This window comes from Mesorhizobium sp. M0894, assembly GCF_040319725.1.
GTDB lineage: Bacteria > Pseudomonadota > Alphaproteobacteria > Rhizobiales > Rhizobiaceae > Mesorhizobium.
Genome location: NZ_JAMYOG010000001.1, coordinates 414,902 through 440,045, shown reverse-complemented (window position 1 = coordinate 440,045; position 25,144 = coordinate 414,902). Strand labels below are relative to the sequence as shown.

Annotated in this window: 19 protein-coding genes and 1 tRNA gene; 9 read left to right on the top strand and 11 right to left on the bottom strand. The window is 62.7% G+C overall.

The window, feature by feature from the left end; translation table 11 throughout:
• Window positions 1-43: 43 nt before the first annotated feature.
• The gene (locus NKH91_RS02150) at window positions 44-1,198 is read left to right on the top strand and encodes a dihydrodipicolinate synthase family protein (RefSeq protein ID WP_352845571.1); all 1,155 of its coding nucleotides are present in this window, start codon (window positions 44-46) and stop codon (window positions 1,196-1,198) included.
• A 163-nt stretch (window positions 1,199-1,361) separates the two neighbouring features.
• Window positions 1,362-2,324: a GDP-L-fucose synthase gene (gene fcl, locus NKH91_RS02145; protein ID WP_352845572.1), complete on the top strand. Its 963-nt coding sequence runs from the start codon at window positions 1,362-1,364 to the stop codon at window positions 2,322-2,324.
• Window positions 2,325-2,416: 92 nt separating this feature from the next.
• On the opposite strand, the gene NKH91_RS02140 is transcribed toward fcl, so the two are convergent.
• Window positions 2,417-2,491, bottom strand: a tRNA-Val gene (locus NKH91_RS02140).
• 103 nt (window positions 2,492-2,594) lie between these two features.
• Entirely contained in the window at window positions 2,595-2,957 is a 363-nt protein-coding gene (gene cpdR / locus NKH91_RS02135; protein ID WP_006199474.1) for a cell cycle two-component system response regulator CpdR, read from the bottom strand.
• Between the two features lie 153 nt (window positions 2,958-3,110).
• Between cpdR and NKH91_RS02130 the strand changes: the two genes are divergently transcribed.
• Window positions 3,111-4,052 carry an N-formylglutamate amidohydrolase gene (locus NKH91_RS02130; protein ID WP_023719085.1) on the top strand — a complete coding sequence of 314 codons (942 nt, stop codon included), beginning with the start codon at window positions 3,111-3,113 and terminating at the stop codon, window positions 4,050-4,052.
• 358 nt (window positions 4,053-4,410) lie between these two features.
• The gene (gene hisN, locus NKH91_RS02125; protein ID WP_352640187.1) at window positions 4,411-5,184 is read left to right on the top strand and encodes a histidinol-phosphatase; all 774 of its coding nucleotides are present in this window, start codon (window positions 4,411-4,413) and stop codon (window positions 5,182-5,184) included.
• A 151-nt stretch (window positions 5,185-5,335) separates the two neighbouring features.
• Here the strand turns inward: hisN and NKH91_RS02120 are convergent, their stop codons facing one another.
• On the bottom strand, window positions 5,336-5,794 hold the full coding sequence (locus tag NKH91_RS02120) for a styrene oxide isomerase (RefSeq protein WP_023719087.1): 459 nt from the start codon (window positions 5,792-5,794) through the stop codon (window positions 5,336-5,338).
• A gap of 144 nt (window positions 5,795-5,938) precedes the next feature.
• Window positions 5,939-6,913 carry an alpha/beta fold hydrolase gene (locus NKH91_RS02115; RefSeq protein ID WP_352845573.1) on the bottom strand — a complete coding sequence of 325 codons (975 nt, stop codon included), beginning with the start codon at window positions 6,911-6,913 and terminating at the stop codon, window positions 5,939-5,941.
• A gap of 476 nt (window positions 6,914-7,389) precedes the next feature.
• On the opposite strand from NKH91_RS02115, the gene NKH91_RS02110 reads away from it, so the two are divergent.
• Entirely contained in the window at window positions 7,390-7,854 is a 465-nt protein-coding gene (locus NKH91_RS02110; RefSeq protein ID WP_023675381.1) for an Hsp20 family protein, read from the top strand.
• A 93-nt stretch (window positions 7,855-7,947) separates the two neighbouring features.
• Here NKH91_RS02110 and NKH91_RS02105 read toward each other — a convergent pair whose 3' ends face one another.
• Window positions 7,948-9,000 (bottom strand): threonine aldolase family protein, encoded by a 1,053-nt coding sequence (locus tag NKH91_RS02105; RefSeq protein ID WP_352845575.1) that lies wholly within the window; start codon window positions 8,998-9,000, stop codon window positions 7,948-7,950.
• A gap of 475 nt (window positions 9,001-9,475) precedes the next feature.
• On the opposite strand from NKH91_RS02105, the gene gltB reads away from it, so the two are divergent.
• Window positions 9,476-14,206 (top strand): glutamate synthase large subunit, encoded by a 4,731-nt coding sequence (gene gltB, locus NKH91_RS02100; RefSeq protein ID WP_352845576.1) that lies wholly within the window; start codon window positions 9,476-9,478, stop codon window positions 14,204-14,206.
• 143 nt (window positions 14,207-14,349) lie between these two features.
• Window positions 14,350-15,804: a glutamate synthase subunit beta gene (locus tag NKH91_RS02095; RefSeq protein WP_023719091.1), complete on the top strand. Its 1,455-nt coding sequence runs from the start codon at window positions 14,350-14,352 to the stop codon at window positions 15,802-15,804.
• A 36-nt stretch (window positions 15,805-15,840) separates the two neighbouring features.
• On the opposite strand, the gene NKH91_RS02090 is transcribed toward NKH91_RS02095, so the two are convergent.
• Entirely contained in the window at window positions 15,841-17,091 is a 1,251-nt protein-coding gene (locus tag NKH91_RS02090; protein ID WP_352950945.1) for an SGNH/GDSL hydrolase family protein, read from the bottom strand.
• A 26-nt stretch (window positions 17,092-17,117) separates the two neighbouring features.
• Window positions 17,118-18,344 carry a lytic murein transglycosylase gene (locus NKH91_RS02085; protein ID WP_023719093.1) on the bottom strand — a complete coding sequence of 409 codons (1,227 nt, stop codon included), beginning with the start codon at window positions 18,342-18,344 and terminating at the stop codon, window positions 17,118-17,120.
• A gap of 207 nt (window positions 18,345-18,551) precedes the next feature.
• On the opposite strand from NKH91_RS02085, the gene galU reads away from it, so the two are divergent.
• A complete protein-coding gene (gene galU, locus NKH91_RS02080) occupies window positions 18,552-19,457 on the top strand; it encodes a UTP--glucose-1-phosphate uridylyltransferase GalU (protein WP_023719094.1) in 906 nt (301 codons plus the stop codon).
• A 129-nt stretch (window positions 19,458-19,586) separates the two neighbouring features.
• On the opposite strand, the gene NKH91_RS02075 is transcribed toward galU, so the two are convergent.
• The gene (locus NKH91_RS02075; protein WP_352845579.1) at window positions 19,587-21,338 is read right to left on the bottom strand and encodes an outer membrane beta-barrel protein; all 1,752 of its coding nucleotides are present in this window, start codon (window positions 21,336-21,338) and stop codon (window positions 19,587-19,589) included.
• A gap of 150 nt (window positions 21,339-21,488) precedes the next feature.
• On the opposite strand from NKH91_RS02075, the gene NKH91_RS02070 reads away from it, so the two are divergent.
• The gene (locus tag NKH91_RS02070; protein WP_023719096.1) at window positions 21,489-22,490 is read left to right on the top strand and encodes a KpsF/GutQ family sugar-phosphate isomerase; all 1,002 of its coding nucleotides are present in this window, start codon (window positions 21,489-21,491) and stop codon (window positions 22,488-22,490) included.
• Window positions 22,491-22,497: 7 nt separating this feature from the next.
• On the opposite strand, the gene NKH91_RS02065 is transcribed toward NKH91_RS02070, so the two are convergent.
• The 3 genes from NKH91_RS02065 to hemH all read right to left on the bottom strand — a co-directional run bounded on the left by NKH91_RS02065 (window position 22,498) and on the right by hemH (window position 25,108).
• Entirely contained in the window at window positions 22,498-22,962 is a 465-nt protein-coding gene (locus NKH91_RS02065; protein WP_023719097.1) for an NfeD family protein, read from the bottom strand.
• Window positions 22,963-22,966: 4 nt separating this feature from the next.
• A complete protein-coding gene (locus NKH91_RS02060) occupies window positions 22,967-23,914 on the bottom strand; it encodes an SPFH domain-containing protein (RefSeq protein WP_352845580.1) in 948 nt (315 codons plus the stop codon).
• A gap of 129 nt (window positions 23,915-24,043) precedes the next feature.
• A complete protein-coding gene (gene hemH / locus NKH91_RS02055; protein ID WP_352845582.1) occupies window positions 24,044-25,108 on the bottom strand; it encodes a ferrochelatase in 1,065 nt (354 codons plus the stop codon).
• Window positions 25,109-25,144: the final 36 nt, after the last annotated feature.

Sequence of the window (25,144 nt, the reverse complement as noted above, 5' to 3'; positions counted from 1 at the left end):
ATTGGAACGTTCCATTTAATAGGCGCTGGGAAGGGAGAGAGCCATGGACATCACCTTGCCAGGGGAAGGCGGCGGCCGCATCCGCTACCGGCTTGTCGGCCAGCCGGTGCAGCCTGCGGCCGGCGCGCGGTTCTCGCGCATCGCCTATGCCGCCGCCCATGTGGTCGCCGATCCTGTGGCGATGACCGATCCGTGGTCCCGGCCGGCAGTCGACTGGGACAAGACGATGGCGTTTCGCCGCCACCTTTGGCGGCTCGGCTTTCGCGTCGCCGAAGCGATGGACACCTCGCAGCGCGGCATGGGTTTCGACTGGGCAAATGCCAGGGAATTAATCCGCCGCTCGATCGCCGAGGCGCGCAGCGTCGACGGCGCCGATCTCGCGTCGGGCGTCGGCACCGACCATCTGGCGCCGGGCGCCGCGAGCACGCTCGCCGATGTCATCGCGGCCTATGAAGAGCAGCTCGGCTTCATCGAAGGACTTGGCGGCAAGGCGATCATGATGGCCAGCCGTGCACTGGCGGCGGTCGCCAAAGGGCCCGACGATTATGTCAGTGTCTACGACCGGATCCTGTCCCAGTCCTCCGGCAAGGTCATCCTGCACTGGCTGGGCGATATGTTCGACCCGGCCCTGAAAGGCTACTGGGGCAGCAGCGATTTCGAAACTGCGCTCGAGACGGTGATCGCGATCATCGAACGCCATGCCGGCAAGGTCGAAGGCATAAAGATATCGCTGCTCGATGCCGGCAAGGAGATCGCGCTCAGGGACCGGCTGCCCGAGGGCGTGGTGATGTTCACTGGCGACGACTTCAACTACCCCGAGCTGATCGCCGGCGACGGCGACAGGCATTCGCACGCGCTGCTCGGCATTTTCGATGCCATCGCGCCCGTCGCCAATGCGGCGCTGGCAAAGCTGGCCGACGGCGACCGCGCCGGCTATGACGCGCTGATGGTCCCGACAGTACCGCTGTCGCGCAAGATCTTCGAGGCGCCGACCGAATATTACAAGGCCGGCATCGTTTTCATGGCATGGCTTAACGGCCATCAGGAGCACTTTTCGATGATCGGCGGCATGCAATCGGCGCGCGGCATCCGTCACTATGCCGATGTCTTTCGCCTTGCCGATCAGGCGGGGTTGCTGGCCGAGCCGGAACTCGCCATCGCCAGAATGACAAGCCTCTGCGCAGTAGCGGGTGTCTGATCGCTAGACGTTACAGCGTCTGATCCAAACGCCTGGTTTGGGTGGTTTTGCGATTTGGCTTGTCTGGATAAATCTGTATGCGGTATGCGTCCGGCAACAGAGAAGCCGATCCGGCGCTCCGCCGGCCACTGGCAAAGCTGCCGTTCTGCATTGGGGTGAGTTGATGACCTTCGACCTTCAGGGCAAGCGCGTTTTTGTCGCCGGGCATCGCGGCATGGTCGGCTCGGCCATCCTGCGCAGATTGGCCGACGAGGATTGCGAGGTCCTGACCGCCTCGCGCGCCGAGCTCGATCTTCTCGACCAGGCCGGGGTGCGGCGCTGGATGGCCGACCGCAAGCCGGATGCAGTGGTGATGGCAGCGGCCAAGGTCGGCGGTATCCTGGCCAACGACAGGCTTCCGGTCGATTTTCTGCAGGACAACCTCGTCATGCAGAACAATGTCATCGACAGCGCCTTCCGTAACGAGGTGCAGAAGCTGCTGTTTCTCGGTTCATCCTGCATCTATCCCAAATTCGCGGCGCAGCCGATCTCCGAGGACGCCTTGCTGAGCGGCCCGCTCGAACCCACCAACGAATGGTATGCGATCGCCAAGATCGCCGGACTGAAACTGTGCCAGGCCTACCGGCGCCAATACGGTGTCGAATACATCTCGGCGATGCCGACCAATCTCTACGGCCCGGGCGACAATTTCGACCTCAATTCCAGCCATGTCGTGCCCGCTCTGATGCGCAAGGCGCACGAGGCCAGGCGCGCCGGCCGCAAGAGCCTGGAGGTGTGGGGATCGGGCACGCCGATGCGCGAATTCCTGCATGTCGACGACGCCGCCGACGCCCTGGTCTGGCTGTTGAAGAATTATGCCGGCGACAGCCACATCAATGTCGGCTCTGGGGAAGACATCACCATTGCCGACCTTGCCCGCACCATCGTGTCGGTCGCCGGCGCCGATGCCACGATCACATTCGATCCGACAAAGCCGGACGGCACGCCGCGCAAGCTGATGGACGTGTCGCGCCTGTTCGCCACCGGCTGGCGTCCGCGCTACTCGTTGCGCAGCGGATTGGAACAGACCTATGCCTGGTTTCTGGAGCACGTCGAGACTGGCGATCTTCGCCTCGGCGCGGCCTGAGGCCGGTATTGGCGAGCTCGGCGTCAGGATCGGATCAGGCCGAGAACGTCAGCCGATGAAAACACCGACGGCCGATTGAGGGATTGTCTGGATGGTGGGCGTGACAGGGATTGAACCTGTGACCCCTGCAATGTCAATGCAGTGCTCTCCCGCTGAGCTACACGCCCATCCGAAGCCGCGCATACACCATTTTTGGTTCAGCGCGTCAATAGCGGGAAAGGGAAAGAATGGCTGGCTTGCCGCGTCGGTCAAGACGCGACAAAAAGCGCGTCAGGCGGCCTGCAACATCTTTTCGACTTCGTTGACGAGGTCGCGCAGGTGGAACGGCTTCGACAGCACCTTGGCGTCTTTCGGCGCTTTCGAATCGGGGTTCAGCGCGACGGCGGCGAAGCCGGTGATGAACATCACCTTGAGATCGGGGTCGATCTCGGTGGCGCGGCGGGCGAGCTCGATGCCATCCATCTCGGGCATGACGATGTCGGTCAAAAGCAGCGAAAAAGGTTCCTCGCGCAGCCGCTCATAGGCGCTGGCGCCATTGTCGAAATCGCTGACCTGATAGCCGGCGCGCTCCAGCGCCTTGACGAGGAACCGGCGCATGTCGTCGTCGTCTTCCGCCAGCAGAATGCGTGCCATCTTGTCCCGTCCGAATCACCCAACCGACAATGCCGTGCGGCAAGCCCGTTAACCATGCTGTATATGAGGAGGTGACGGTAAACATCAAGTGAACGTTGGGCGCACAATCCTGATTTGGCTAGCGCTTCGGCGGCTGGACATGCGGGCGGCGAGGTGGCACTTTCCTGTCATGATGCATTGGTATTTCCGGGTTCGTTCAAATTGAAAACGGCAGCCGAGGATTTTTCGGTCGTTCCACCCTTCGAAATCCGATCGGGCGCCGAACAGCGCGTTCCCTTCCTCTTCAACTCGCCGCATAGCGGCCGCTACTATCCGGACCGGTTCATGGCGATGGCCAAGCTGGACCGCAACGCCATCCGCCGCTCCGAGGACTGCTATGTCGAGGAATTGTTCGGCGGTGCCGTCGCGCTCGGGGCGCCGATGCTGGCGGCAAACTTCCCGCGCGCCTATCTCGACGTCAACCGGGAGCCGTGGGAACTCGACCCTCGCATGTTCGCCGAACCGGTGCCGTCCTTCTGCAACATCCGCTCGGCGCGGGTGGCCGGCGGGCTCGGTACCGTGCCCAAGCTGGTAGGCGAGGGGCTCGACATCTACTCCGGCCGCTTGCCGCTGGCCGAAGCCGTGGCGCGCATCGAAGCGGTCTACAAACCCTATCACGAGACGCTGAAACGGCTTTTGACCAGAACCCATGCGCGCTTCGGTTATGCCGTGCTAATAGACTGCCACTCGATGCCGGCAAGCATAAGAGTTGGCGACAGCGGATTGCGGCCGGATTTCATCGTCGGCGACCGGTTCGGCATCTCCGCCGCGGCGGCGTTGACCGAGACGGCGATCGGCCTGCTCACCGGCATGGGCTACAGCGTCGCCCACAACAAGCCCTATGCCGGAGGCTTCATCACGGAGCACTATGGCCGCCCGGTGCGCCATCTGCATGCGCTGCAGATCGAGGTCAATCGCGGGCTCTACATGAATGAGCGGACGTTCCAGAGATCAGCTGGTTTCGACGCGTTGGCCGACGACCTGGCGCGGTTTTCGGCCGAGTTGATGGCAATGCCGGATCATCATTTCGTCGATCTGCCGCTGGCCGCCGAATAGCAGTCGGAATCGCGGCATTCGCCGCTCATGTGGCAGCGTAAAAAGCGTAAAAAAAGACCGCATCGTTTGCACGACACGGTCGAAGTCTAGGGAGGAAACGCCCAAGGAGGGCATGGACAGGAACCCCTGTCCGAGAACAAACGTATTGTGCGCTGCACAAATGTCAAGGCACGTTCCGGCTTTTTTAATTCACTGTGAAGTGGAAATTGCATTTCCATGATGACTGCGTTGCATTCGAGCAACAGTTGGCGTCGTGCGAAAGGCTCCGAATGCCCTTGTTTCGGTACAAAACGCCCTTGTTTCGGCACAAATCCGTAGGCAAACCGGCATCTCAAACATGCTGGAGCGGGAGAATCAGTTGGACATCAGCATCGATTTCATGCGGCGCATTGCGCGTGCCGCCGCAGCCGAGACCTTGCCGCGCTTCCGCAGCCAGGGGGCGGTCGCCAACAAGGAGCACGGCAGCTTCGACCCGGTCACGGAGGCCGACCGTGAGGCCGAGCGCGCGATCCGGGCGCTGATATCAGCGCAATACCCCGATCACGGCATTCTCGGCGAGGAGCATGGCAGCGAAAACATCTCCAGCCGGCATGTCTGGGTGATCGATCCGATCGACGGCACACGCGCCTTCATTTCCGGCCTGCCGGTGTGGGGCACGCTGGTCGGGCTGACGGTCGACGGCGATGCCGTCGCCGGCCTGATGTCGCAGCCCTTCACCGGCGAGCTGTTCTACGCCAACGCTTCCGGCTCGCATTATGAAGGTCCCGGTGGCCCGCGAAGACTCACGACGCGCAAGACCACGAACCTCGCCGAGGCGACGCTGTTCACCACCACGCCGGCGCTGTTCAAGGGAGACGCGCGCTTGCGCTACGACTTGTTCGAGCAACAGGTCCAGCTCGCCCGCTACGGCACCGACTGCTATGCCTTCGCCATGGTGGCGGCAGGCAGCGTCGATATCGTCGCCGATCCGGGATTGAAGCCCTACGACATCGTTGCGCTTATCCCGATCATCGAGAAGGCAGGCGGCGTCGTCACCACTTTCGAGGGCGGACCGGCGGAAAAGGGCGGCGACATCCTGGCGGCGGCGACGCCGGAGCTGCACGCAGCAGCGATGGCGGCGCTGCGCGGCTGAGGATCCGTATACCCAAGCGTCTGTTTTGCGCAAATCCGACGGAAACCGTGGTACGGTTCTAAAGCGCGTCGGGTTTGAATCGACTCATGGGAGACGCGCTCGTTTGGATGTCGTTATCGCAAAACCGCTGCGCACTTTTGCGGGACATGCATTAGCTATCGGCAGGCCAAGCGTCCGAGAGACGCAGGCCCCACAAAATGAGCACGAAAGAGATGAGGCCGGTCGGCGCAGACGAATACGCCACGCCTTTGATGACTGTTTCCTGAAAGGCACTTCCGTGGAAGGCTCCGGCCGCCAACGGCATTGTCTCGTTGCCGGCCCCCCAGGCGCTGGCGATCACGTAGGCGGCCAGGATCGCCAAAGCCGAATAGATCAGCAGCCAGAACGCAATCCGCGACATCGCCGCGCCGAGATTGAGCCTAGACCATGTGAGGCCTAGCGCCAGCAAGAGAACGCCCTCCAGGGCGCTGAGCGTGTGCGCGGACAGTCCGAGCCGCGGTGCGGCGAGGTACGGTATTGCAAACCCTTCGAATGACGAAAACAGCAGCAGCGCGACGCCAATCTGCAGTAGCCGATGCCCCTGACGTGACAGCGTGTTCGATGCGTTCATGGTCGTTTTTCTCCCGGTCTCTGCCGAATTGCCTCCAATCTCTTTGGCCGCTACCTAGCGCTCGATGCCTGAACGGGAATAAGGGGCAAGCTGCGCCGGGCAAGCAACCCGCGCAGGCTTTGTTGCCGGGCGCTGGCGAAGCGGTTAAACAGCGTCGCCGGTTCCTGGGATGAAAGCATCGAATGCCGCAAGCAGTTGCTCGCGATAGAGGTCGGCCTCCTGCAGGATCTCGTGGCGAGCGCCGTCGATCATCACTAGCGAGCCGACGCGCAGACGTCTTGCATAGGCTTCGGCTGCCCTGGTCGAGACGACCTGGTCGGCGCCGGCGGCGATCATCAGCAAGGGCACCTGGATCTTGGCCATGAAATCCGGGTCGCTGACGATCAAGGACGCCTCCGTGGCCGCCTTCAGCCAGCAGATCGTCGGTCCGCCGAGCGCCAGCTGCGGATAGGTTTCGTAGATCAGCGTGTTGCGCCGATAGCGTTCCGGGTCGCTGGTCAGCTTGTTTATGGCGAAGGGCACCGATTCCTTCGGCCGCGGCCCCCATGCGGCATAGAGCCGGCCAAGGCCGAGAAGGCAGAACAGCGAACAGATGCCGCGAACGGTTTTTACCGAAACCGGGAGGTCAGGCACGGTGAAGAATGGTGCGATCAGCACCATGCGACGTACGCGGTTCGCCATTGAGGGTGCGGCGAGCAGCGCAATCACCGCCCCGGCCGAATGGGCCAGTATGTAGTAGGGTCCCCGGCAATCGGGCAGCACGATCTCTTCGAAGAACTGCTCGAGATCGCCGGTATAGTCGAAAAAGCTTCGGACGTAGCCGCGCTGGCGATCGCCGATCATCCGGTCGGAAGCGCCTTGGCCGCGCCAGTCGAGGGTCGCCACGCCAAAACCCCGGTCGGCAAGGTTGCGAATGGTCTCGAAATACTTCTCGATGCACTCGTTGCGGCCGGTCAGGACGACGACGGTGCCCTTCATCGGGCGGGCAACCGCGGCAAACAGCCCATAGCGGATCTTCTTGCCGTCGCGCGTGGTGAAGAAGCCGCCGGCCGCGTTTTCCGGCAGCGGATTGCCTGGAGTTTCGTAGAACAGGGAGGGCTGGGGGAACAGATCGGTCATACGGTGTTTGCTTGGCGTCGGTGACGGCGTGGGCGCAAGTCAGGCATAAACGCCCATGCGCCAAAAGCAAAGGAATTCGGGACGCCGGGGACGTCGACCCAGGCAGCGAACAAGTAAGGCCGGAAGCAGCGTAGGGCGTGCTTCCGGCCTCTGTCGACCCGGGAGGAAGGGACGTTACACCCGGTTCGGCCTCGTCGTGTCGCCTTCTCAGGCGACCTGTTTCTGATCTCGAGAACAATTTTAATGCCGTCTGGGTGAACGCTCGCCGAAGCCACGGTTCATCTGCCGTTCATCGGCATCGGGACGTGATCAGGGGCCGATGCGGTTCGGACGCGGGCAAATCTTGAAATGCCGTCGTCCGCTTCCCAAATTTGTCATGCGGCCGCCAATGTCGGGGCCGCTGGCCCATCCGGAACGCCGTCACGGGTTTCGCACCGGCCATACGCAAACCTTGTTGCTCAACAGGAGAACACACCATGCGTCACGTTGATTTTTCCCCGCTCTACCGTTCGACCGTCGGTTTTGACCGGCTGTTCACCATGCTCGATTCGCTTGCGCAGCCGGAAGGCCAGACCTACCCGCCTTACAACATCGAGCGCACCGGCGAGGATGCCTATCGCATCTCGATGGCTGTGGCCGGCTTCTCGGAAGATGAGATTTCGATCGAAGCTCACCGCAATGTGCTGACCGTGAAGGGTGAGCGCAAGGAGGAAGGCAATGGCGAAGGCTCCGAACTGCTCTATCGCGGTATCGCCAGCCGAGCCTTCGAGCGCCGCTTCCAGCTTGCCGATCACGTCGAGGTTGTCGGCGCCGCGCTGAAGAACGGCCTGCTTTTTGTCGACCTCAAGCGCAACATCCCCGAAGAGCTGAAGCCGCGCAAGATCGCGATCACCTCGGCTCCGGCCAAGGCCAAGCAGATCGAGGCCAAGACCGCCGCCTAAATCGGGCAGCTAAACTCCCCGGGACGCCAACTCCCCGGGAAAAAGGGGCGGTGCAGCAAATGCGCCGCCGCTTTTTGCTGGTGGTAAGACTTGCTATCCGGCGAGCAGGTAGCCGAAACGGTCGACCTCGTCGGCCGTGGTCGCGAAGCTGGTAACGAAGCGATAGAGGGCTTCGTCCTCGCCGACATGGTTGTCGTAGCCGAGCGGCCTATGCCAGTCGTGGAACACCGCGCCTGCCGCTTGCACTCTTTCGGCCTCGGTCTTTTTCATGACCGCGAAGACCTCGTTTGCCTGCGGCAGCCAGGCCAGCTGCGCTGAAGGGGAATCCTCGATCGCCGCAGCAAGCCGTGCCGCCATGGCATTGGCGTGCCGTGCCGTGTCGAGCCATAGCCCACCCCTGAAATAAGCATCGAATTGCGCAGCGATGAAGCGCGATTTCGAGAACAGTTGGGCGGCGCGCTTGCGCAAAAACGCCAATTCCTTGGCTCGCTCGAGGTCGAACAGCACGATCGCCTCGGCGCACCAGCAGCCATTCTTGGTGCCGCCGAAGGAAAGGATGTCGACGCCGTGCTTCCAGGTCATTTCCGCCGGCGTCGTTCCCAGCGCGACGAGCGCATTGGCAAAGCGGGCCCCGTCCATGTGCAGCGGCAATCCGTGCTGCTTTGCAATCGCCGAAATCCTGGCGATTTCGTTCAGCGTGTACACGGTGCCGACCTCGGTCGATTGGGTGATCGAAACCGCCATAGGCCGCCCGGAATGGACGTTTTCGGGTGCGAAACGGTCCACTGCCCGTTCCAGATCGCCGGCATCGATCTTGCCGAGTGCGCCGTCGATTGTATAAAGCCGCGAACCGCCGGTGAAATATTCCGGTGCACCGCATTCGTCCTCGATGACATGCGATTCGCGATGGCAGAAGGAAATGCCGCCTGGCTTGTTATAGGTAGTCAGCGACAGCGAATTGGCAGCGGTGCCGGTGGCCACGAAAAACACCGCGACCTCGCATTCGAAGATTTCACTGAAGCGCTGGTAAACGGCCTTGTCGAGGACACCGTCGCCATAGGCGGTGGAGAAGCCGTCGGTATGGGCCGACAGGCCGGCAGCGATACGGGGATGGGCGCCTGCCCAATTGTCGGAAGCGAAAATCATGCGTCTGCCTATGCTGGGAAAATTGGTGCGAGCTTGGCCGCTTTCGCATGCCGGCCGCAAGTGGCAGATGCCGAAAATCCGCTAAAGCCAGCGAAAGCCAGACCGTAGATGCAGCGACTGAAGGTTACGCTGTCGCCGCGTTCCGCGCAATTTTCTGTCGCCAACGTTCCAATAATTTTGTGAATCGGTCTTGTATGCGCTCAAGATTTCTGTCATAAAAATTTAGGACAGTAGTGCTGTCTTATTTTGTCGCACAAAACTGGCCGCATTGGCATATGATTGCGCCTCTACGGCCATTGCCGCGAGCGACAGCTAGACAGCCTGGCTCTGGCCTGTACGAATACCATATGCGAACCATGCGGAAAGCCGCACGGTCGGCAAGAATTTCGCCAGACGTGCCGCAAGATTGAAAGGGGAGCCACGCGCTTCCCGACGGAAACCAGCGCCCGAAAGGGACGGAACGGAGGACAGGACGATGACGGACATGACGCCATCTGCGACGAAGGCCGCGCAGACGAAAGCGGCAGTCGTCAAAAATCCGTCCCTGACCAATATTGGGCGAACCAACACCGGCTATGCCGCGCACGGCCTCTATGATCCGCGCAACGAGCATGATGCCTGCGGCGTCGGCTTCATCGTCAACATGAAGGGCGTGAAGTCGCATCAGATCGTCACTGACGGCCTTGCCGTGCTCGAAAACCTGACGCATCGCGGGGCCGTCGGCGCCGATCCGCTGGCCGGCGATGGCGCCGGCGTGCTGGTGCAGCTTCCAGACCGTTTCTTCCGCGAAGAGATGGCAGCCCAGGGCATCGAACTGCCGCCGGCCGGTCAGTACGGTGTCGGACACTGGTTCATGCCGCAGGATGCAGCACTTCGTGCTCACATCGAGGACATCATTGCCGAATCGGCGCAGTCCGAGGGGCTTCCGCTCATCGGTTTCCGTGATGTGCCCGTCGACAATTCGTCCTTGTCGACGGCGCCTGATATCGTGGCGTCCGAGCCGTTCCATCGTCAGATATTCATCGGCCGTACAGCCGACATTCTTGACGACGAGGAGTACGAGGCCAGGCTCTATCTGTTGCGCAAGGTGATATCGGGCCGCATCTACGCCGAGAACGACAACAAGGACATCGGTTCCTACTGCGTGTCGCTGTCGGCGCGCACCATCGTCTACAAGGGCATGTTCCTGGCCTACCAGGTCGGCGCCTATTACAAGGACCTCACCGATCCGCGCTTCGAAACCGCGCTGATCCTGGTCCACCAGCGCTTCTCGACCAACACGTTCCCGTCGTGGAAGCTGGCGCATCCCTACCGCATGGTCGCACACAATGGCGAGATCAACACCGTGCGCGGCAACAACAACTGGATGGCGGCGCGACAGGCGTCCGTCGATTCCGAACTGTTCGGCAACAACATCTCGAAGCTTTGGCCAATCTCCTACGACGGCCAGTCAGACACCGCCTGCTTCGACAATGCGCTCGAGTTCCTGTTCCAGGGCGGGTACAGCCTCAGCCACGCCATGATGATGCTGATCCCGGAAGCCTGGGCCGGCAACAAGCTCATGGATGCCGACCGCAAGGCTTTCTATGAATACCATGCCGCGCTGATGGAGCCGTGGGACGGACCGGCGGCGGTGGTCTTTACCGACGGCCGCCAGATCGGCGCCACGCTCGACCGCAACGGTCTGCGCCCGGCACGCTACATCGTCACCGACGATGACCGCGTCATCATGGCCTCGGAAGCCGGCGTGCTGCCGGTGCCGGAGGAGAGGATTGTCAAGAAGTGGCGGCTGCAGCCCGGCCGTATGCTTCTGATCGACCTCGAGAAGGGCCGCATCGTCTCTGACGAGGAGCTCAAGTCGGAGATTGCGACCAGGCATCCGTACAAGAGCTGGCTTGCCAACACGCAGCTCATCCTCGAAGACCTGAAGCCGGTCGAGCCGCGCGAATTGCGCAGGGATGTCAGCCTGCTCGATCGCCAGCAGGCGTTCGGCTACAGCCAGGAAGACACCAAGCTGTTGATGTCGCCGATGGCGACCACCGGCCAGGAAGCCGTGGGATCGATGGGCACCGACACGCCGATCTCGGCGATGTCGGACAAGTCGAAGCTGCTCTACACCTATTTCAAGCAGAACTTTGCTCAGGTCACCAACCCGCCGATCGACCCAATCCGCGAGGAGTTGGTGATGAGCCTGGTGTCCTTCATCGGGCCGCGGCCCAACATCTTCGACCTGGTTGGCAATTCGCGCCGCAAGCGGCTCGAGGTGCGCCAGCCGATCCTGACCAATGGCGATCTCGAAAAGATCCGCTCCATCGGCCACACCGAGGACCGGTTCGACACCAAGACGATCGACATTACCTATGGCTCGAACGAGGGCGCAGCGGGCATGCAGGGTGCCATCGACCGCTTGTGTGAGCGGGCGGAGGCGGCGGTCGCCGGCGGCTACAACATCATCATCCTGTCCGACCGCCAGGTCGGGCCGGACCGGATCGCCATCCCGGCGCTTCTGGCGACAGCCGCGGTGCACCACCACCTGATCCGCAAGGGATTGCGCACTTCGGTCGGGCTGGTCGTGGAATCCGGCGAGCCGCGCGAAGTGCATCATTTCTGCTGCCTTGCCGGCTATGGCGCCGAGGCGATCAACCCTTATCTTGCCTTCGACACGCTGCTCGATATGCACAAGCGTGGCGAACTGCCGAAAGAGGTGGACGCCTACGAAGTGGTCTCCCGCTACATCAAGTCGATCGGCAAGGGCATCCTCAAGGTGATGTCCAAGATGGGCATCTCGACCTACCAGTCCTATTGCGGCGCGCAGATCTTCGACGCCATCGGGCTGAAGACCGATTTCGTGCAGCAATACTTCACCGGCACCGCGACACTGATCGAGGGCGTCGGACTGGACGAGATCGCGGCCGAGACGCTCAGCCGCCATACCGATGGTTTCGGCAACGACCCGGTGCTGCGCAACAGCCTCGAGGTGGGCGGCGAATACGTGTTCCGCATGCGCGGTGAAGCACACATCTGGTCGCCGGATGCGGTGGCCACCTTGCAGCACGCCGTGCGCCAGGGCTCGTGGGAAACGTTCAAGGACTATTCCGCCCAGATCGACAGCGAGACGGCCCGTGCCCAGACCATTCGCGGCCTGTTCAAGATCAGGCTCGCGGAAGAAACTGGGCGCAAGAAGGTTTCGCTCGACGAGGTCATGCCGGCGGCCGACATCGTCAAGCGGTTCTCGACCGGGGCGATGTCCTTCGGCTCGATCTCCAGGGAAGCGCACACGACGCTGGCGCGCGCCATGAACGCCATCGGCGGCAAGTCGAACACCGGCGAGGGCGGCGAAGAGGCCGACCGCTATCTGCCACTGCCGGGCGGCGGCAAGAACCCCGAACGCTCGGCGATCAAGCAGGTCGCCTCGGGACGCTTTGGCGTCACGGCGGAGTATCTTGTCAATTCCGACATGATGCAGATCAAGGTCGCGCAAGGGGCAAAGCCCGGCGAGGGCGGCCAGTTGCCGGGCCACAAGGTCGACGCGACCATCGCCAAAGTCAGGCATTCGACGCCGGGCGTCGGCCTGATCTCGCCGCCGCCGCATCACGATATCTATTCGATCGAGGATCTGGCGCAGCTCATCTACGACCTAAAGAACGTCAATCCGGCGGCGGACGTATCGGTCAAGCTGGTGTCGGAAGTCGGTGTCGGCACGGTTGCGGCCGGCGTCGCCAAGGCGCGTGCCGATCACATCACCATATCAGGCTATGACGGCGGCACTGGCGCTTCACCGCTGACCTCGCTCAAGCATGCCGGCAGTCCGTGGGAAATGGGCCTTGCCGAGACGCACCAGACGCTGGTGCTCAACGGCCTCAGGTCGCGCGTCGCGCTGCAGGTCGATGGCGGCCTGCGCACCGGGCGGGACGTTGTCATCGGCGCGCTGCTCGGCGCCGACGAGTTCGGTTTCTCGACCGCGCCGTTGATCGCGGCCGGCTGCATCATGATGCGCAAGTGCCATCTCAACACCTGCCCGGTCGGCGTCGCGACGCAGGACCCGGTACTGCGCAAGCGCTTCAAGGGCACGCCCGAGCACGTCATCAACTTCTTCTTCTATGTGGCGGAAGAGGTGCGGGCGCTGCTCGCCGAGATGGGCTACACCCATCTCGACCAGATCATCGGCGACACCGACCTTCTGGAAAAGCGCGAGCTGATCCAGCACTGGAAGGCGCGCGGGCTCGACTTCAGCAAGATGTTCTACAAGCCGGATGCGCCGCACGAGGCGGTGCACTGGACCGAGCGGCAGAAGCATCCGATCGACGACGTGCTCGACCGCAAGCTGATCGAACTGGCAAAGCCGGCGCTCGAAGCCAGGCAGCCAGTCAGCATCGAACTGCCGATCCGCAACGTCGACCGTTCGACCGGCGCCATGCTGTCGGGTGAAGTGGCAAAGCGCTTCAAGCACAAGGGCCTGCGGGAGGACACGATCTCGGTCAAGCTCACCGGCACGGCCGGCCAGTCCTTCGCCGCCTTCCTGGCGCGCGGCGTCTCGTTCGAACTGGTAGGCGCGGCCAACGACTATGTCGGCAAGGGCCTGTCGGGCGGCCGCATCGTCATCCGTCCGCCGGAGAATACGAAGATCGTTGCTGCCGAGTCCATTATTGTCGGCAATACCGTGCTCTACGGCGCGACCGAGGGCGAGGCCTATTTCTGCGGCGTCGCCGGCGAGCGTTTTGCCGTGCGCAATTCGGGCGTCGCCGCCGTCGTTGAAGGCGTCGGCGACCATGGTTGCGAATACATGACCGGCGGTATCGTCGTCGTCATCGGCCAGACCGGTCGCAACTTCGCCGCCGGCATGTCGGGCGGCGTCGCCTATGTGCTCGACGAGGCGGGCGATTTCGCCGAACGCTGCAACATGGCGATGGTCGAGCTGGAGCCGGTTCCGGAAGAGGACGACCTGATGGAAAAGCTGCTCCACCATGGCGGCGATCTCGACCACAAGGGCCGTGTCGACGTATCCGGCGATATGACCAGCCATGACGAGGAGCGGCTCTACCAGTTGATCTCCAACCACGTCCACTACACGGGCTCGGTACGAGGTCGCGAAATCCTCGACGATTGGGCGATTTTCCGGCCGAAATTCCGGAAGATCATGCCGGTCGAATACCGCCGCGCGCTGATCGAGATGGAACGTATGCGCATGAACGTGGCGGCGGAATAGATTTGGAAATTGCCGGGAAGCCATGCGTCCCGGCAACCATCTTCATCAACAATCCTGACCTCGGACTGAAGGTTGCCACGGCTGCCTTATGAGGTTAACGGGTGCGTCGCCAGGCGTGCCTTCCGGACAGCAGGGACTGGACTATGGGCAAGGTAACAGGGTTTCTCGAGATCGATCGGCAGGTGCACAAGTACCAGCCGGCTTCCGACCGCATCCGGCATTTCCGCGAGTTCACGCTGCCGATGTCGGATAAGGAGGTCGAGAAACAGGCGGCGCGCTGCATGGATTGCGGCATTCCGTATTGCCATGGACCGACCGGCTGCCCGATCCACAACCAGATCCCGGACTGGAACGACCTCGTCTACAATGGCGACTGGGACAACGCGATCCGCAACCTGCATTCGACCAACAATTTTCCGGAATTCACCGGCCGCATCTGTCCGGCACCTTGCGAGGAAGCCTGCACGCTGAACCTCGAGGACATTCCGGTCGCCATCAAGACGATCGAGCAGGCGATTGCCGACAAAGCCTACGAAACCGGCCATATCCGGCCCTATCCGCCGGAACGGAAGACCGGCAAGCGCGTCGCGATCATCGGCTCGGGGCCGGCCGGCATGGCGGCCGCCCAGCAACTTGGCCGCGCCGGCCATGACGTTCACGTCTATGAGCGCGAGAGCCGGCCGGGCGGGCTGATGCGTTACGGCATCCCCGATTTCAAGATCGAGAAGCATTATATCGACCGGCGCATCGAGCAGATGCAGGGCGAGGGCGTCAGCTTCCATTGTGGCGTCAATGTCGGCGTCGACAAGCCGGTCGCCGAACTGCTCGCCGAATACGACGCGGTGCTCTATTGCGGCGGTTCCGAAACGCCGCGCCCGGCCAACATCCCGGGCGACGATCTCGACGGCGTGCACGACGCGATGCCGTATCTGGTGCAGCAGAACAAGCGCATCGGCGGCGAGCCGATCCAGTCGGTGGCATGGCCGTCGCGCCCGATCGTCGCCGGCGGCCAGCATGTCGTCGTCGTCGGCGGCGGCGACACTGCCTCCGACTGCGTCGGTACCGCCTTCCGCCAGGGCGCGGTGCGCGTCACCCAGCTCGACATCCGGCCGCAGCCGCCGGAAAAGGAAGACAAGCTATCGGTCTGGCCCTACTGGGCGACCAAGATGCGCACCTCGTCCTCGCAGGCCGAAGGCGCCGAGCGCGAATTCCAGGTGGCGACGCTTGAATTCATCGGCGAAGACGGCCAGCTGACCGGGGTCAAATGCTGCGAGGTCGACGAAAAGCGCAAGCCGATCGCCGGCACCGAATTCGTCATCCGCGCCGATCTCGCGTTCATCGCCATCGGCTTTGCCGGGCCAGCCGCTCGAGGGCCGGTGTCGGAACTCGACGGGCAGATGACGATCGTCACCGACAGCCGCCGTTCGAAGAACGTCGAGGCCAATGACCGCGATTACAGAACCAGCGTCGAAAGGCTCTATGCGGCTGGCGACGTGCGGCGCGGCCAGTCGCTGGTCGTCTGGGCAATCCGCGAGGGCCGCCAGGCGGCGCGCGCCATCGATGAGTCTCTGATGGGATCGAGCGTGCTGCCGCGCTGAGTCCGTTCCGAAACTCTACAGAAAGAGTCGCCAGTTTTACTGCCGGATCGCCGTCGTCGTGTCGGATGCAGCAGCCGCAGTCGCAGGTTGTATCTTGGGCGGCCACGAGAAATCGTCGGCGCGGCCGGGCGAGGCGTCGGTCGCCTTGCCCTCGACGATCAGCTTTTCGCCGGGCAAATTCTTGTCCGCCTTTGCCGGCGGGGCGGCGCCGAGAAGTTCCGAGCCGCCGTCCAGCGCCGGATCGCTGAGCAGCATCGGCACAGTGCGATCGGCGGCTATCGGTGCGGCAGCAGGTGCCGGCGCCTCGACGGGAGCGCCGGCCGGGGCAGAAGCTGTGACCACGCTTCCCGGAGCGGCCAGCCCAAGGATCTTCATCAGCGGCTTTTCGGTGTAGAAGGCGAGCTTGCGCCTGCCGGCCTTCGACATGTTGATGCCGTCGTCGGAGCGCAGGCGCACCGATTGGCCGTTTATGTCCGGTCCGCTGGTGATAAAGGCGCCGTTCTCGTCGACGAACCCGTCCCAGACATCGACGAATTCGCCGCCGTGGCTTTCGGCGGACGAGCGGTAGATGTCGTTGAAGGCCAGCATGTCGGAGGTCATTTTCGAGACCCGGAAGGCCGGCATTCCAACCCACAGATACGGCACCTTGGCTGAAGCGATGGCTTTGCCGAGCGCTTCGGTCCGGCGCTCGTACTCCTTGGTCCAGTTTTCGGATCGCGGCTGCTCACGCACATCGCCGACGCGCATCTGCTGACGGTCGTTCGATCCGAGCATGACGACGACGGCTGCCGGTTTTTCGGCAGCGATCAGCGACTTGACCTGTTCGGGCCAGTTGTAGACATCGTCGCGCACGAAGCCGGACGAGCCGTTGGCGCGGACGACAATCCTGACGCCGGTGTTTTCGGCAAAGGCGGCGTCGAGCCCCTCAGCCAGTCCAGACGCCATGAAATCGCCGACCACCAGAACGACGCGCGCATCGGGCGCCTTCTCGGCCACCGGGGTTGTCGGCTCGGCCGGCGCCGGCCGGCGAACGGACCGGGGGTTCCTCAGCTTGGGTCTGGGCTTTGTTCTCTGGAATTCTCTCGGGAATTCGGGCGGCGGCTGCTCAAACCGCTCGCTTCTGCGCGGAAACAACAGGTCGCGCAGCGACCAGCCACGACTTTCCGGCTCCTGCGCCATGGCTGAGGTATGAAAGGCGCTGGCCGCGCCGACTGCCAGAACGACGATCGCCAGAACGAGGATCGGCACGCGACGAACGATCAACCGGATGCGCGCAGCCGAAACCAATCACCCTCTCCATCCCGTAACCGGCTCTAGTTTTGCCTGAGCCATTTGAGCACTTCCTTGCTCGGATACCCGTCCTGGGTCAAGCCGGCCTTTGCCTGGAAGGCCATGATGGCGGTTTTCGATCCGTCACCGATCTTGCCATCGAACTTGCCGTCGTAATAGCCGTGCTCGGAAAGTCGCTTCTGAAGCTCCTGCCTTTCCTCGAAGGAGAGCTTGGTAAACGGTCGCTTCCAGTCCTGCACAAGCCCGCCATAGCCGGCGATTTCGTCGGCAAGAAGGCCCACGGCGAGCGCATATTTGTCGGCATTGTTGTAGCGCTTGATGACCGAGAAATTCTTGATCATCAGGAAAGCCGGCCCGCCCCGGCCACCGGGCAGCTTCAACGTCGCCTTGTCCCCACCGTTCTTGAATGGCTTGCCGTTGGCACGGGTGACGCCAAGCGCCTGCCATTGCGACAGCGACTTCGAGCCCCCGGGCAGCTTCTTGCCGTCCGGAAGGCTGACCTCATAACCCCAGGTCTTGCCTGCCTGCCAGCCGTTCTTCCTCAGCAAATTGGCGGCTGTCGCCAGTGCGTCGGGAATCGAATTCCAGATGTCGCGCTTGCCGTTGCCGTCCATATCGACCGCATAGGACAGGTAGCTGGTGGGGATGAACTGGGTATGACCCATCGCGCCGGCCCAAGAGCCGCTGAGATGGCTTTCGTCGATGTCGCCGGTCTGCAGGATCTTCAGCGCCGCGATCAGCTGGGTGCGGGCAAATTTCGCGCGCTTCGGGTCGGCATAACCAAGCGTCGCCAGCGAGCGCACGACATTGCGCATGATGTCATCGCGCTTGAGGGTTTCGCCGTAGTTCGACTCCATCGACCAGATGGCCAGCAGGATGTAGCGGTCGACGCCGTATCTTGCCTCGATCCTGTCCAGCCACGGCTTCCATTTCCTTGCCATCTGCTGGCCGACGGCGACCGACTGGTCATGGACGCGGTTGTCGAAATAATCCCAGGCGGGTGCGGTGAATTCGGGTTGAGTACGGGCCTTTTCCAGCACCATCGGATCAGCATCGCTGATGCCCTTGAATGCCTGGTCGTAGACGGAGCCGGAAACGCCGCTCGCCACGGCGGTAGCACGGAAGCTGGCGACCCATTGGCGGAAGCCGGCATCGGCAAAAGCCGGCCCGCTGGGCATGAGCAAGGCAAGCGAGAGGCTGGCGGCCGTCAGGACGCTGGTGAAGCGCCTTGCGACGTTGCGAACGGACATCTTTTCCTCCTTCTTTATCTCAGGAAGACTATTCATCGCCGAACCCGGTTAGCATTTGGTTTACCATAGGTGCCGTCCGGGATGAAAAGATGCGTCGACGCTTTACCAGCTGAGATTTCTGTCCCGTCGTTCAGTAATGCTCGATTTCGGCATGAAAATGTCTCGAATCGGGATTGCCGAACCGGCATGCAAATGGATAATTGGCACATGAAGAGAGTTCGCAAGGCAGTATTCCCGGTTGCCGGTCTCGGCACGCGCTTTCTCCCCGCCACCAAGGCCATTCCCAAGGAAATGCTGACGGTCGTCGACAGGCCGGTCATCCAGTATGTGGTCGATGAGGCGCGCGAAGCCGGGATCGAGCATTTCATCTTCGTGACCGGCCGCAACAAGGCGGTTATCGAGGATCACTTCGATGTCCAGTTCGAGCTCTACGACACGCTTGCGCAGCGCGGCAAGGATGATCAGCTCGCCCGCTTGCAGCGGCTGCAGCCGGCGCCGGGGCAGACCAGCTTCACCCGCCAGCAGGTGCCGCTCGGCCTTGGCCACGCCGTCTGGTGCGCGCGCGAGCTTGTCGGCGACGAGCCCTTTGCGCTGCTGTTGCCCGACATGATCATGCAGTCGGAAAAAAGCTGCATGAAGGACATGGTCGAGCTTTACGCCGAGACCGGCAACAACATCGTCGCCGTGCAGGAATGCGATCCCGCCGAGGCGCATAAATACGGCATTGTCGGCCGGGGCGAGGACGCCCATCACGGTTTCAGCATCACCGGCATGGTGGAAAAGCCGAAGACCGGCACCGCGCCGTCGAATCTCTTCATCAACGGGCGCTATATCCTGCAGCCGGAGATATTCAAGATACTCGAAGGCCAGGAAAAAGGCGCCGGCAACGAGATCCAGCTCACCGATGCAATGCTGAAGCTGCAGAAGCAACAGCCCTTCTACGGCTACCACTACCGCGGGCGGACGTTCGACTGCGGCTCGCCCGAAGGCTTCGTCGAGGCCAATGTTGCCTTCGCACTGTGGCGCAGCGACATGAATGCAAGCATGGCCGGTGTCATTCGCACACTTCTCGACGAACTCGCGCCGTCAGAACGCCGCGGCGTAGCCTTCTAGCTTCAACACCGGTTCGCGCTGACTGGCTAAAGCGCGCCGCATTCGACCAGTCTTATGCCATGCGCTTTAGGTTCTTGTTTTATGCATGTCGTTATCGCAAAACCGCTGCACACTTTTGCGCGACATGCATTAGCGCTGCAACTTCAAGCCGACGAAGATACTGTTGGCCGTGTAGTCGCGTCCAACCAGGTTGCTGGTCAGTTTTTCAGTCCTGACGCGGGTGGTGAGCCCGGCATAGCGGTTCAGCCACCATGTCAGCCCAGCCTCGGCGCTCAGCGTCAAATCATGATCGTCGGAGCCGGTATAGTCGCGCCATTCAACGCCGAGAGCGGCATTTCCGGTCAGGTTGGCGCGGATTTGCCGCTCGCCGGTGAGGCTGCCGGAATAGAGCATGTCGCCGCTTTCGCCCGCGTTCGTCGTGTTCTCGGCGGTCGTCTGTGCGGTGAGGCCGATCGTGGTGCCGCGTTCCGGCGACCATTTGAGATCGGCATTAACCGTCGCGCCCGAAATCGCCGGCAGGGCGTTGTCGTCGATAGCTTCGCGCAGCCAGCCGACCGAGAACTCGCCGGTAAGCTTCTCGCGGAGATCGAGCTCGACGCCGGCCCGTGCGCCAAGCCGCGTCGAGGAGCGCTGGAAGCCGTTTGGATCGACGCGCAAATCATAAGCGCGCCGGCCGACCTCGATTTCGGTGAACGGAGTGATGGCAGGCGAGATCTCGTAGCCGGTGCGCAAAATGGCCGTATAGAGCGTCGAGTCGCGGCCCTTCTGCGACAGCGATCCCCCCGACGAAAGCTTGGCGTCACCAAAGATGTCGTGCTCGACCGCGCCGGTCAGCGCGAAGCGCATCTTTCCCGCATCCTTCTCGACGGCGAGGCTGCCGCTCACGGTCTGGCGCACCGGCTGCCCAACGGCGCCGACGATGGCGTCCGGCGCCGAGGCCGATTCGGGCACGGCCTCGTAGCCAAGTTTGGCGATGGCGCGCAGATCATTGTCGAGATCGATGTTGAGCGTGCCGTCGACGCGGCCTTGCGCCTCGTGAACGTCATAGCCGGACAACGTCTCGCGGAAGATGCCATAGCCCTCAATCGTCGCCGAATTCTCCCGCCAGTCGGAGACGGCGTTGAAGCGCAGCGTCGTTTCCGACAGCAATGCCGGCTTGCCGAGGCTGCTCGAATCGGCGTTTGTTGAATACGTCAGGCCTTGCTCGAGCGTCGGCCGGATCACGAAGGAGCCGAGCTGGATGCCGGTGGCGGCGAACGGGTCGTCCTCGTTCTTCTTGTCCTGGCCTTCGATGGCTTCGGTGCGCTCGGCGCCGGGGTCGAGCTTGAGCCTTTCGGCGGAATCGATGGTCACCGCACGGCGGTTGGCCGTATCCTGCTCGTCTATGGCGGCGGTGTCGGTGTCGTCGGTCGTCGGCGTCGCTGCAGTCGCAGTGGCGCCTCTCTTGCTCTTCTTGTTGTCCACGGCCTCATCTTTGGCCTTGCCTTCTTCGACGGCGCGTTGCGTTGCGCTCGGCCGCCGTCGTGGCGGCGGAGCAGGGTCGGCAAACGGGTCGTCGCTGGCCGCTGGTGGATCGAAAGTGCCGCCGGTTGTGGCCGCCGCCTCGCCCGTGCCGTCGTCAGGCAAGGCCCCCGGGCTGGCCGGACGATAGGTAGGCAGCGGCGTATCGTCGTTGGCGGTTGCAGCAGCCATGCCCAACTGCCTGATCCTGTACTGCTGGTCGTCCAGGATTGTCGATTCCGAAACCTCACCGCGCAGCTCGATTTCCTGGGCGCAAAGCAGTGCCGGACGCGACAACGCAAGGACACTGGTTGCCAGCAGCAAAGCGCAAACCGCGTTGCCCTTTCGTCCTATTTTGTTTTGAGGCTGAAACCCGGACATCGGCACCACTGCTTGCGCGGCGCACGCGCGCCATACTTACGAAACCGTAAATGGGGATGGTTAACGGAGCGTTGAGGGATCGCCCGCCAAGGTGTTCTGGGCGGCAATTCCGTTGGACAGGCGCGCGCCGAAGCGCTAATCGCATCGTCCATGGACGTGAAATCCCCAGACAGGAAGCCGCTCGACGAGCAGGCCGCGATTGCCTCGGCGCTGAGAACGGTGGCGACAGAGCAGGCCGGCGTCGCGGCACTGGCAGACGCGCTCGAAAACGGGCTGGCCGAGCCGTTCGCACGGGCGGTCGACATGGTGTCGCAGATCGATGGCCGCGTCATCGTCACCGGGGTCGGCAAAAGCGGCCATATCGGCTCGAAGATCGCCGCAACGCTCGCTTCGACCGGCACGCCGGCCTTCTTCGTCCACCCTGCCGAAGCCAATCACGGCGACCTCGGCATGATCGCTCGGAACGACGCCATCATCGCCCTGTCGTGGTCGGGGGAAAGCCTCGAGCTCAAGGGCATCATCGCCTATTCCAGGCGCTTCTCGATCCCGCTGGTCGCGGTCACCGCCGGCGAAAAATCGGCTCTGGCGCGTGCGGCCGACGTGGTGCTTCTGCTGCCGCGAGCCCCGGAAGCCTGTCCGCACGGCCTTGCGCCGACGACCTCGACGCTGCTGCAAATGGTGATGGGCGATGCGCTGGCCATCGCGTTGCTCGAGGCGCGCGGCTTCACCCCGGACCATTTCCGCACGTTCCATCCCGGCGGCCAGCTCGGAGCCAACCTGACGCAGATCCGCGAGATCATGCATGTCGGCGACAGGCTGCCTCTGGTGTCGTCCGGCACCGGCATGCGCGAGGCGATCCTCGAATTGTCGCGCAAGGGGTTTGGCTGCGTGGCGGTCACTTCGGCGGACGGCAAGCTGATCGGCATCATCACCGATGGCGACATCAGGCGCCATATCGGCAGCGATCTTCTGGCCATGAGCGTGGATCAGGTGATGACCAGAGAGCCAAAAATGGCGGCGCCCGACACACTGGTTGCGACGGCGCTGCAGACGATCAACGATTCTGCCATTACCAGCCTGATGGTGGTCGAAGGCAGGCGGCCGATCGGGCTCGTCCATCTGCACGACCTGCTGCGCATCGGTGCTGCCTAGCGGGCTTCTAGACTGCCTCGACCGTCAGTTCCAGATCGGTGTCGGCAGCACCGGTCACGCGCACCTGCGTGCCGGCCGGCAGGTCAGGGCCGGAGACGCGCCACAACGTGTCGCCGAGCTTGATGCGGCCGCGCCCATCCTTGATCGGCTCGGCAAGGGTCGCCGTCCGGCCGACCATCTGCGCGCCGCGCCGGTTGAGCAGCGGCTGGTCGGTTTCCTCATGCCGCCCGCCCACCAGCCGCTTGCCGACATAGGCCGAGACCAGCGACAGTGCGAGGAAGGCGAGGACCTGGACCTGCCAGCTCCAGAAACCGGCGTCCCAGATGAGCAGCGAGACGACGCCGATCAACAGCGCGGCAATGCCGATCCACAGCATGAAAATGCCCGGCGCGACGACCTCCATCACCAGCAGGACGAAGCCGAGGACCATCCAGCTCCACGGACCGAGTTCGGAAATGATGCGATCGAACATGGCCTCACGTCTCGCTGGGACGAACCACGGGCGGGCGGGCCTGTCGTGCTGGACTGGCGGTGCCTTCGCCCTTGAAAACTTCCCTGGCGATTTCACCAATGCCGCCGAGCGTGCCGATCAGTGAGGAAGCCTCTATCGGCATCAGCACGAGTTTGCTGTTTGTCGCTGCACCGATCCTGGTCAGCGCTTCGGTGTATTTCAGCGCGACAAAGTAGTTGAGCGCCTGCACGTCACCCTTGGAAATCGCCTCCGACACTACCTGCGTGGCGCGTGCTTCAGCCTCGGCCGAGCGCTCGCGCGCCTCGGCATCGCGGAAGGCGGCTTCCTTGCGGCCCTCGGCCTCCAGGATCTGCGATTGTTTGAGGCCTTCGGCGGCGAGGATCTGGGCGCGCTTGTTGCGCTCGGCCATCATCTGGCGGCCCATCGATTCGACGAGATTGGCCGGCGGGTTGATGTCCTTGATCTCGACGCGGGTGATCTTGATACCCCAGGGGTGCGCGGCCTCATCAACGACGCGCAGCAGGCGCTCGTTGATGGCGTCGCGGTTCGACAACAGCTCGTCGAGGTCCATCGAGCCCATCACGGTGCGGATGTTGGTCATCGTCAAATTGAGGATAGCGTTCTGCAGGCCGGCGACCTGGTAGGCGGCCTGCGCCGCGTTGAGCACCTGATAGAAGGCAACGCCGTCGACGGCCACGGTGGCGTTGTCGCGGGTGATGATCTCCTGGGTCGGAACGTCGAGCACCTGCTCCATCATGTTCATCTTGGCGCCGATACGGTCGACGAAGGGCACGATGAGGTTGAGGCCCGGGCTCAATGTCCTGGTGTAACGGCCAAAGCGTTCGACGGTATAATTATAGCCTTGCGGAATTGTCCGGATGCCCTTGAAAAGCACCAGCACGACAAGGGCGACAAGAACAAGAAGCGCGATATCGAAACCACTGAAACCCATTTTGGCTCTCCCCTCAAAGGCCATGTTGGACATTGCCACGCGGCCGATTCCACCAAACACTTAAGTGTGTTTCAGCAATGTTACAATCAGGTGATCTCGGATTGCGGGTGCATGGACTGCGGGATCCATTCAGGCCCAGCCGGACAGCTCGCGCCGCACCATTGCCTCGATCACCGCCATGCCCTCTGCACTGTCGTTGAGGCAAGGGATGTGTGCGAACTTTTCGCCGCCGGCATGGTGGAAGGTCTCGGCCGCTTCCCTGCCGATCTCGTCCAGCGTCTCGATGCAGTCGACGGAAAAGCCCGGATTGACGATGGCGATCGATTTCACGCCTTCGCGTCCCAGTCTTTCGACCGTCTTGTCGGTGTAGGGCTGCAGCCATTCCTGCGCGCCGAAGCGCGACTGGAAGGTGGTAATCAGCTTGTTCTCATCCCAGCCGAGCTTTTCGCGCAGCAGCCGCGTCGTCTCCAGGCAATGCGCCTGGTAGGGATCGCCCTTGTCGGAGTAGGATTTCGGAATACCGTGATAGGAGGCGATGACGATTTCCGGATCGAAGTCGAGGCTCGCCAGATGCCCTTCGATCGAACGGGCGAGCCCCTCGATATAGGCCGGCTCGTTGTAATAGGGGGGCACGCTGCGAATGGCCGGGGCGCGGCGCATCTTCATCAGCGCGCGAAACAACTGGTCGTTGGCGGTCGCAGTCGTCGTCGCCGAATATTGCGGATAGAGCGGGAAAGACAGGATGCGGTCGCAGCCTTGCTCGACCAGTCTGTTGGCCACGCTCTCGGTCGAAGGGTTGCCGTAGCGCATCGCCCAATCGACGATCACATGGGATAAATCGCCGAGCGCAAGCCCGAGTTTCTCGGACTGGGCACGGGTATAGGTGCGCAGCGGCGACTCGTTGCGCTCCCGGTTCCATATCCTGGCATAGTTGGCGCCCGACTTCTTCGGCCGGGTGGTGAGGACCAGGCCGTAGAGGATCGGATACCAGACCGCCTTGTTGAGTTCGATGACGCGCGGATCGGACAGGAATTCCCTGAGATAGCGCCACATCGGCTTGAAGTCGGTGCCGTCCGGGGTGCCGAGATTGATCAGCATGACACCGACCTTGCCTGTCCCGACCGGAGGGTGTCCTGCCGGGAGCGCGCCGGCGGTCGTTTCGGCTTTGCTTTCAGCAGGGTTGGCAAGCGTCATGGGGTTCTCCAACACCGCGAAACCAGCGGTGCCGCG

Coding starts and splice junctions, on each gene's coding strand:
- NKH91_RS02060 (WP_352845580.1), bottom strand. CDS start 23,914: ATGGGTTTCAGTGGTTTCGATATCGCGCTTCTTGTTCTTGTCGCCCTT.
- fcl (WP_352845572.1), top strand. CDS start 1,362: ATGACCTTCGACCTTCAGGGCAAGCGCGTTTTTGTCGCCGGGCATCGC.
- galU (WP_023719094.1), top strand. CDS start 18,552: ATGAAGAGAGTTCGCAAGGCAGTATTCCCGGTTGCCGGTCTCGGCACG.
- NKH91_RS02075 (WP_352845579.1), bottom strand. CDS start 21,338: ATGTCCGGGTTTCAGCCTCAAAACAAAATAGGACGAAAGGGCAACGCG.
- NKH91_RS02085 (WP_023719093.1), bottom strand. CDS start 18,344: ATGTCCGTTCGCAACGTCGCAAGGCGCTTCACCAGCGTCCTGACGGCC.
- NKH91_RS02110 (WP_023675381.1), top strand. CDS start 7,390: ATGCGTCACGTTGATTTTTCCCCGCTCTACCGTTCGACCGTCGGTTTT.
- NKH91_RS02095 (WP_023719091.1), top strand. CDS start 14,350: ATGGGCAAGGTAACAGGGTTTCTCGAGATCGATCGGCAGGTGCACAAG.
- cpdR (WP_006199474.1), bottom strand. CDS start 2,957: ATGGCACGCATTCTGCTGGCGGAAGACGACGACGACATGCGCCGGTTC.
- NKH91_RS02070 (WP_023719096.1), top strand. CDS start 21,489: ATGGACGTGAAATCCCCAGACAGGAAGCCGCTCGACGAGCAGGCCGCG.
- NKH91_RS02150 (WP_352845571.1), top strand. CDS start 44: ATGGACATCACCTTGCCAGGGGAAGGCGGCGGCCGCATCCGCTACCGG.
- NKH91_RS02120 (WP_023719087.1), bottom strand. CDS start 5,794: ATGAACGCATCGAACACGCTGTCACGTCAGGGGCATCGGCTACTGCAG.
- NKH91_RS02065 (WP_023719097.1), bottom strand. CDS start 22,962: ATGTTCGATCGCATCATTTCCGAACTCGGTCCGTGGAGCTGGATGGTC.
- hemH (WP_352845582.1), bottom strand. CDS start 25,108: ATGACGCTTGCCAACCCTGCTGAAAGCAAAGCCGAAACGACCGCCGGC.
- NKH91_RS02105 (WP_352845575.1), bottom strand. CDS start 9,000: ATGATTTTCGCTTCCGACAATTGGGCAGGCGCCCATCCCCGTATCGCT.
- gltB (WP_352845576.1), top strand. CDS start 9,476: ATGACGGACATGACGCCATCTGCGACGAAGGCCGCGCAGACGAAAGCG.
- NKH91_RS02115 (WP_352845573.1), bottom strand. CDS start 6,913: ATGACCGATCTGTTCCCCCAGCCCTCCCTGTTCTACGAAACTCCAGGC.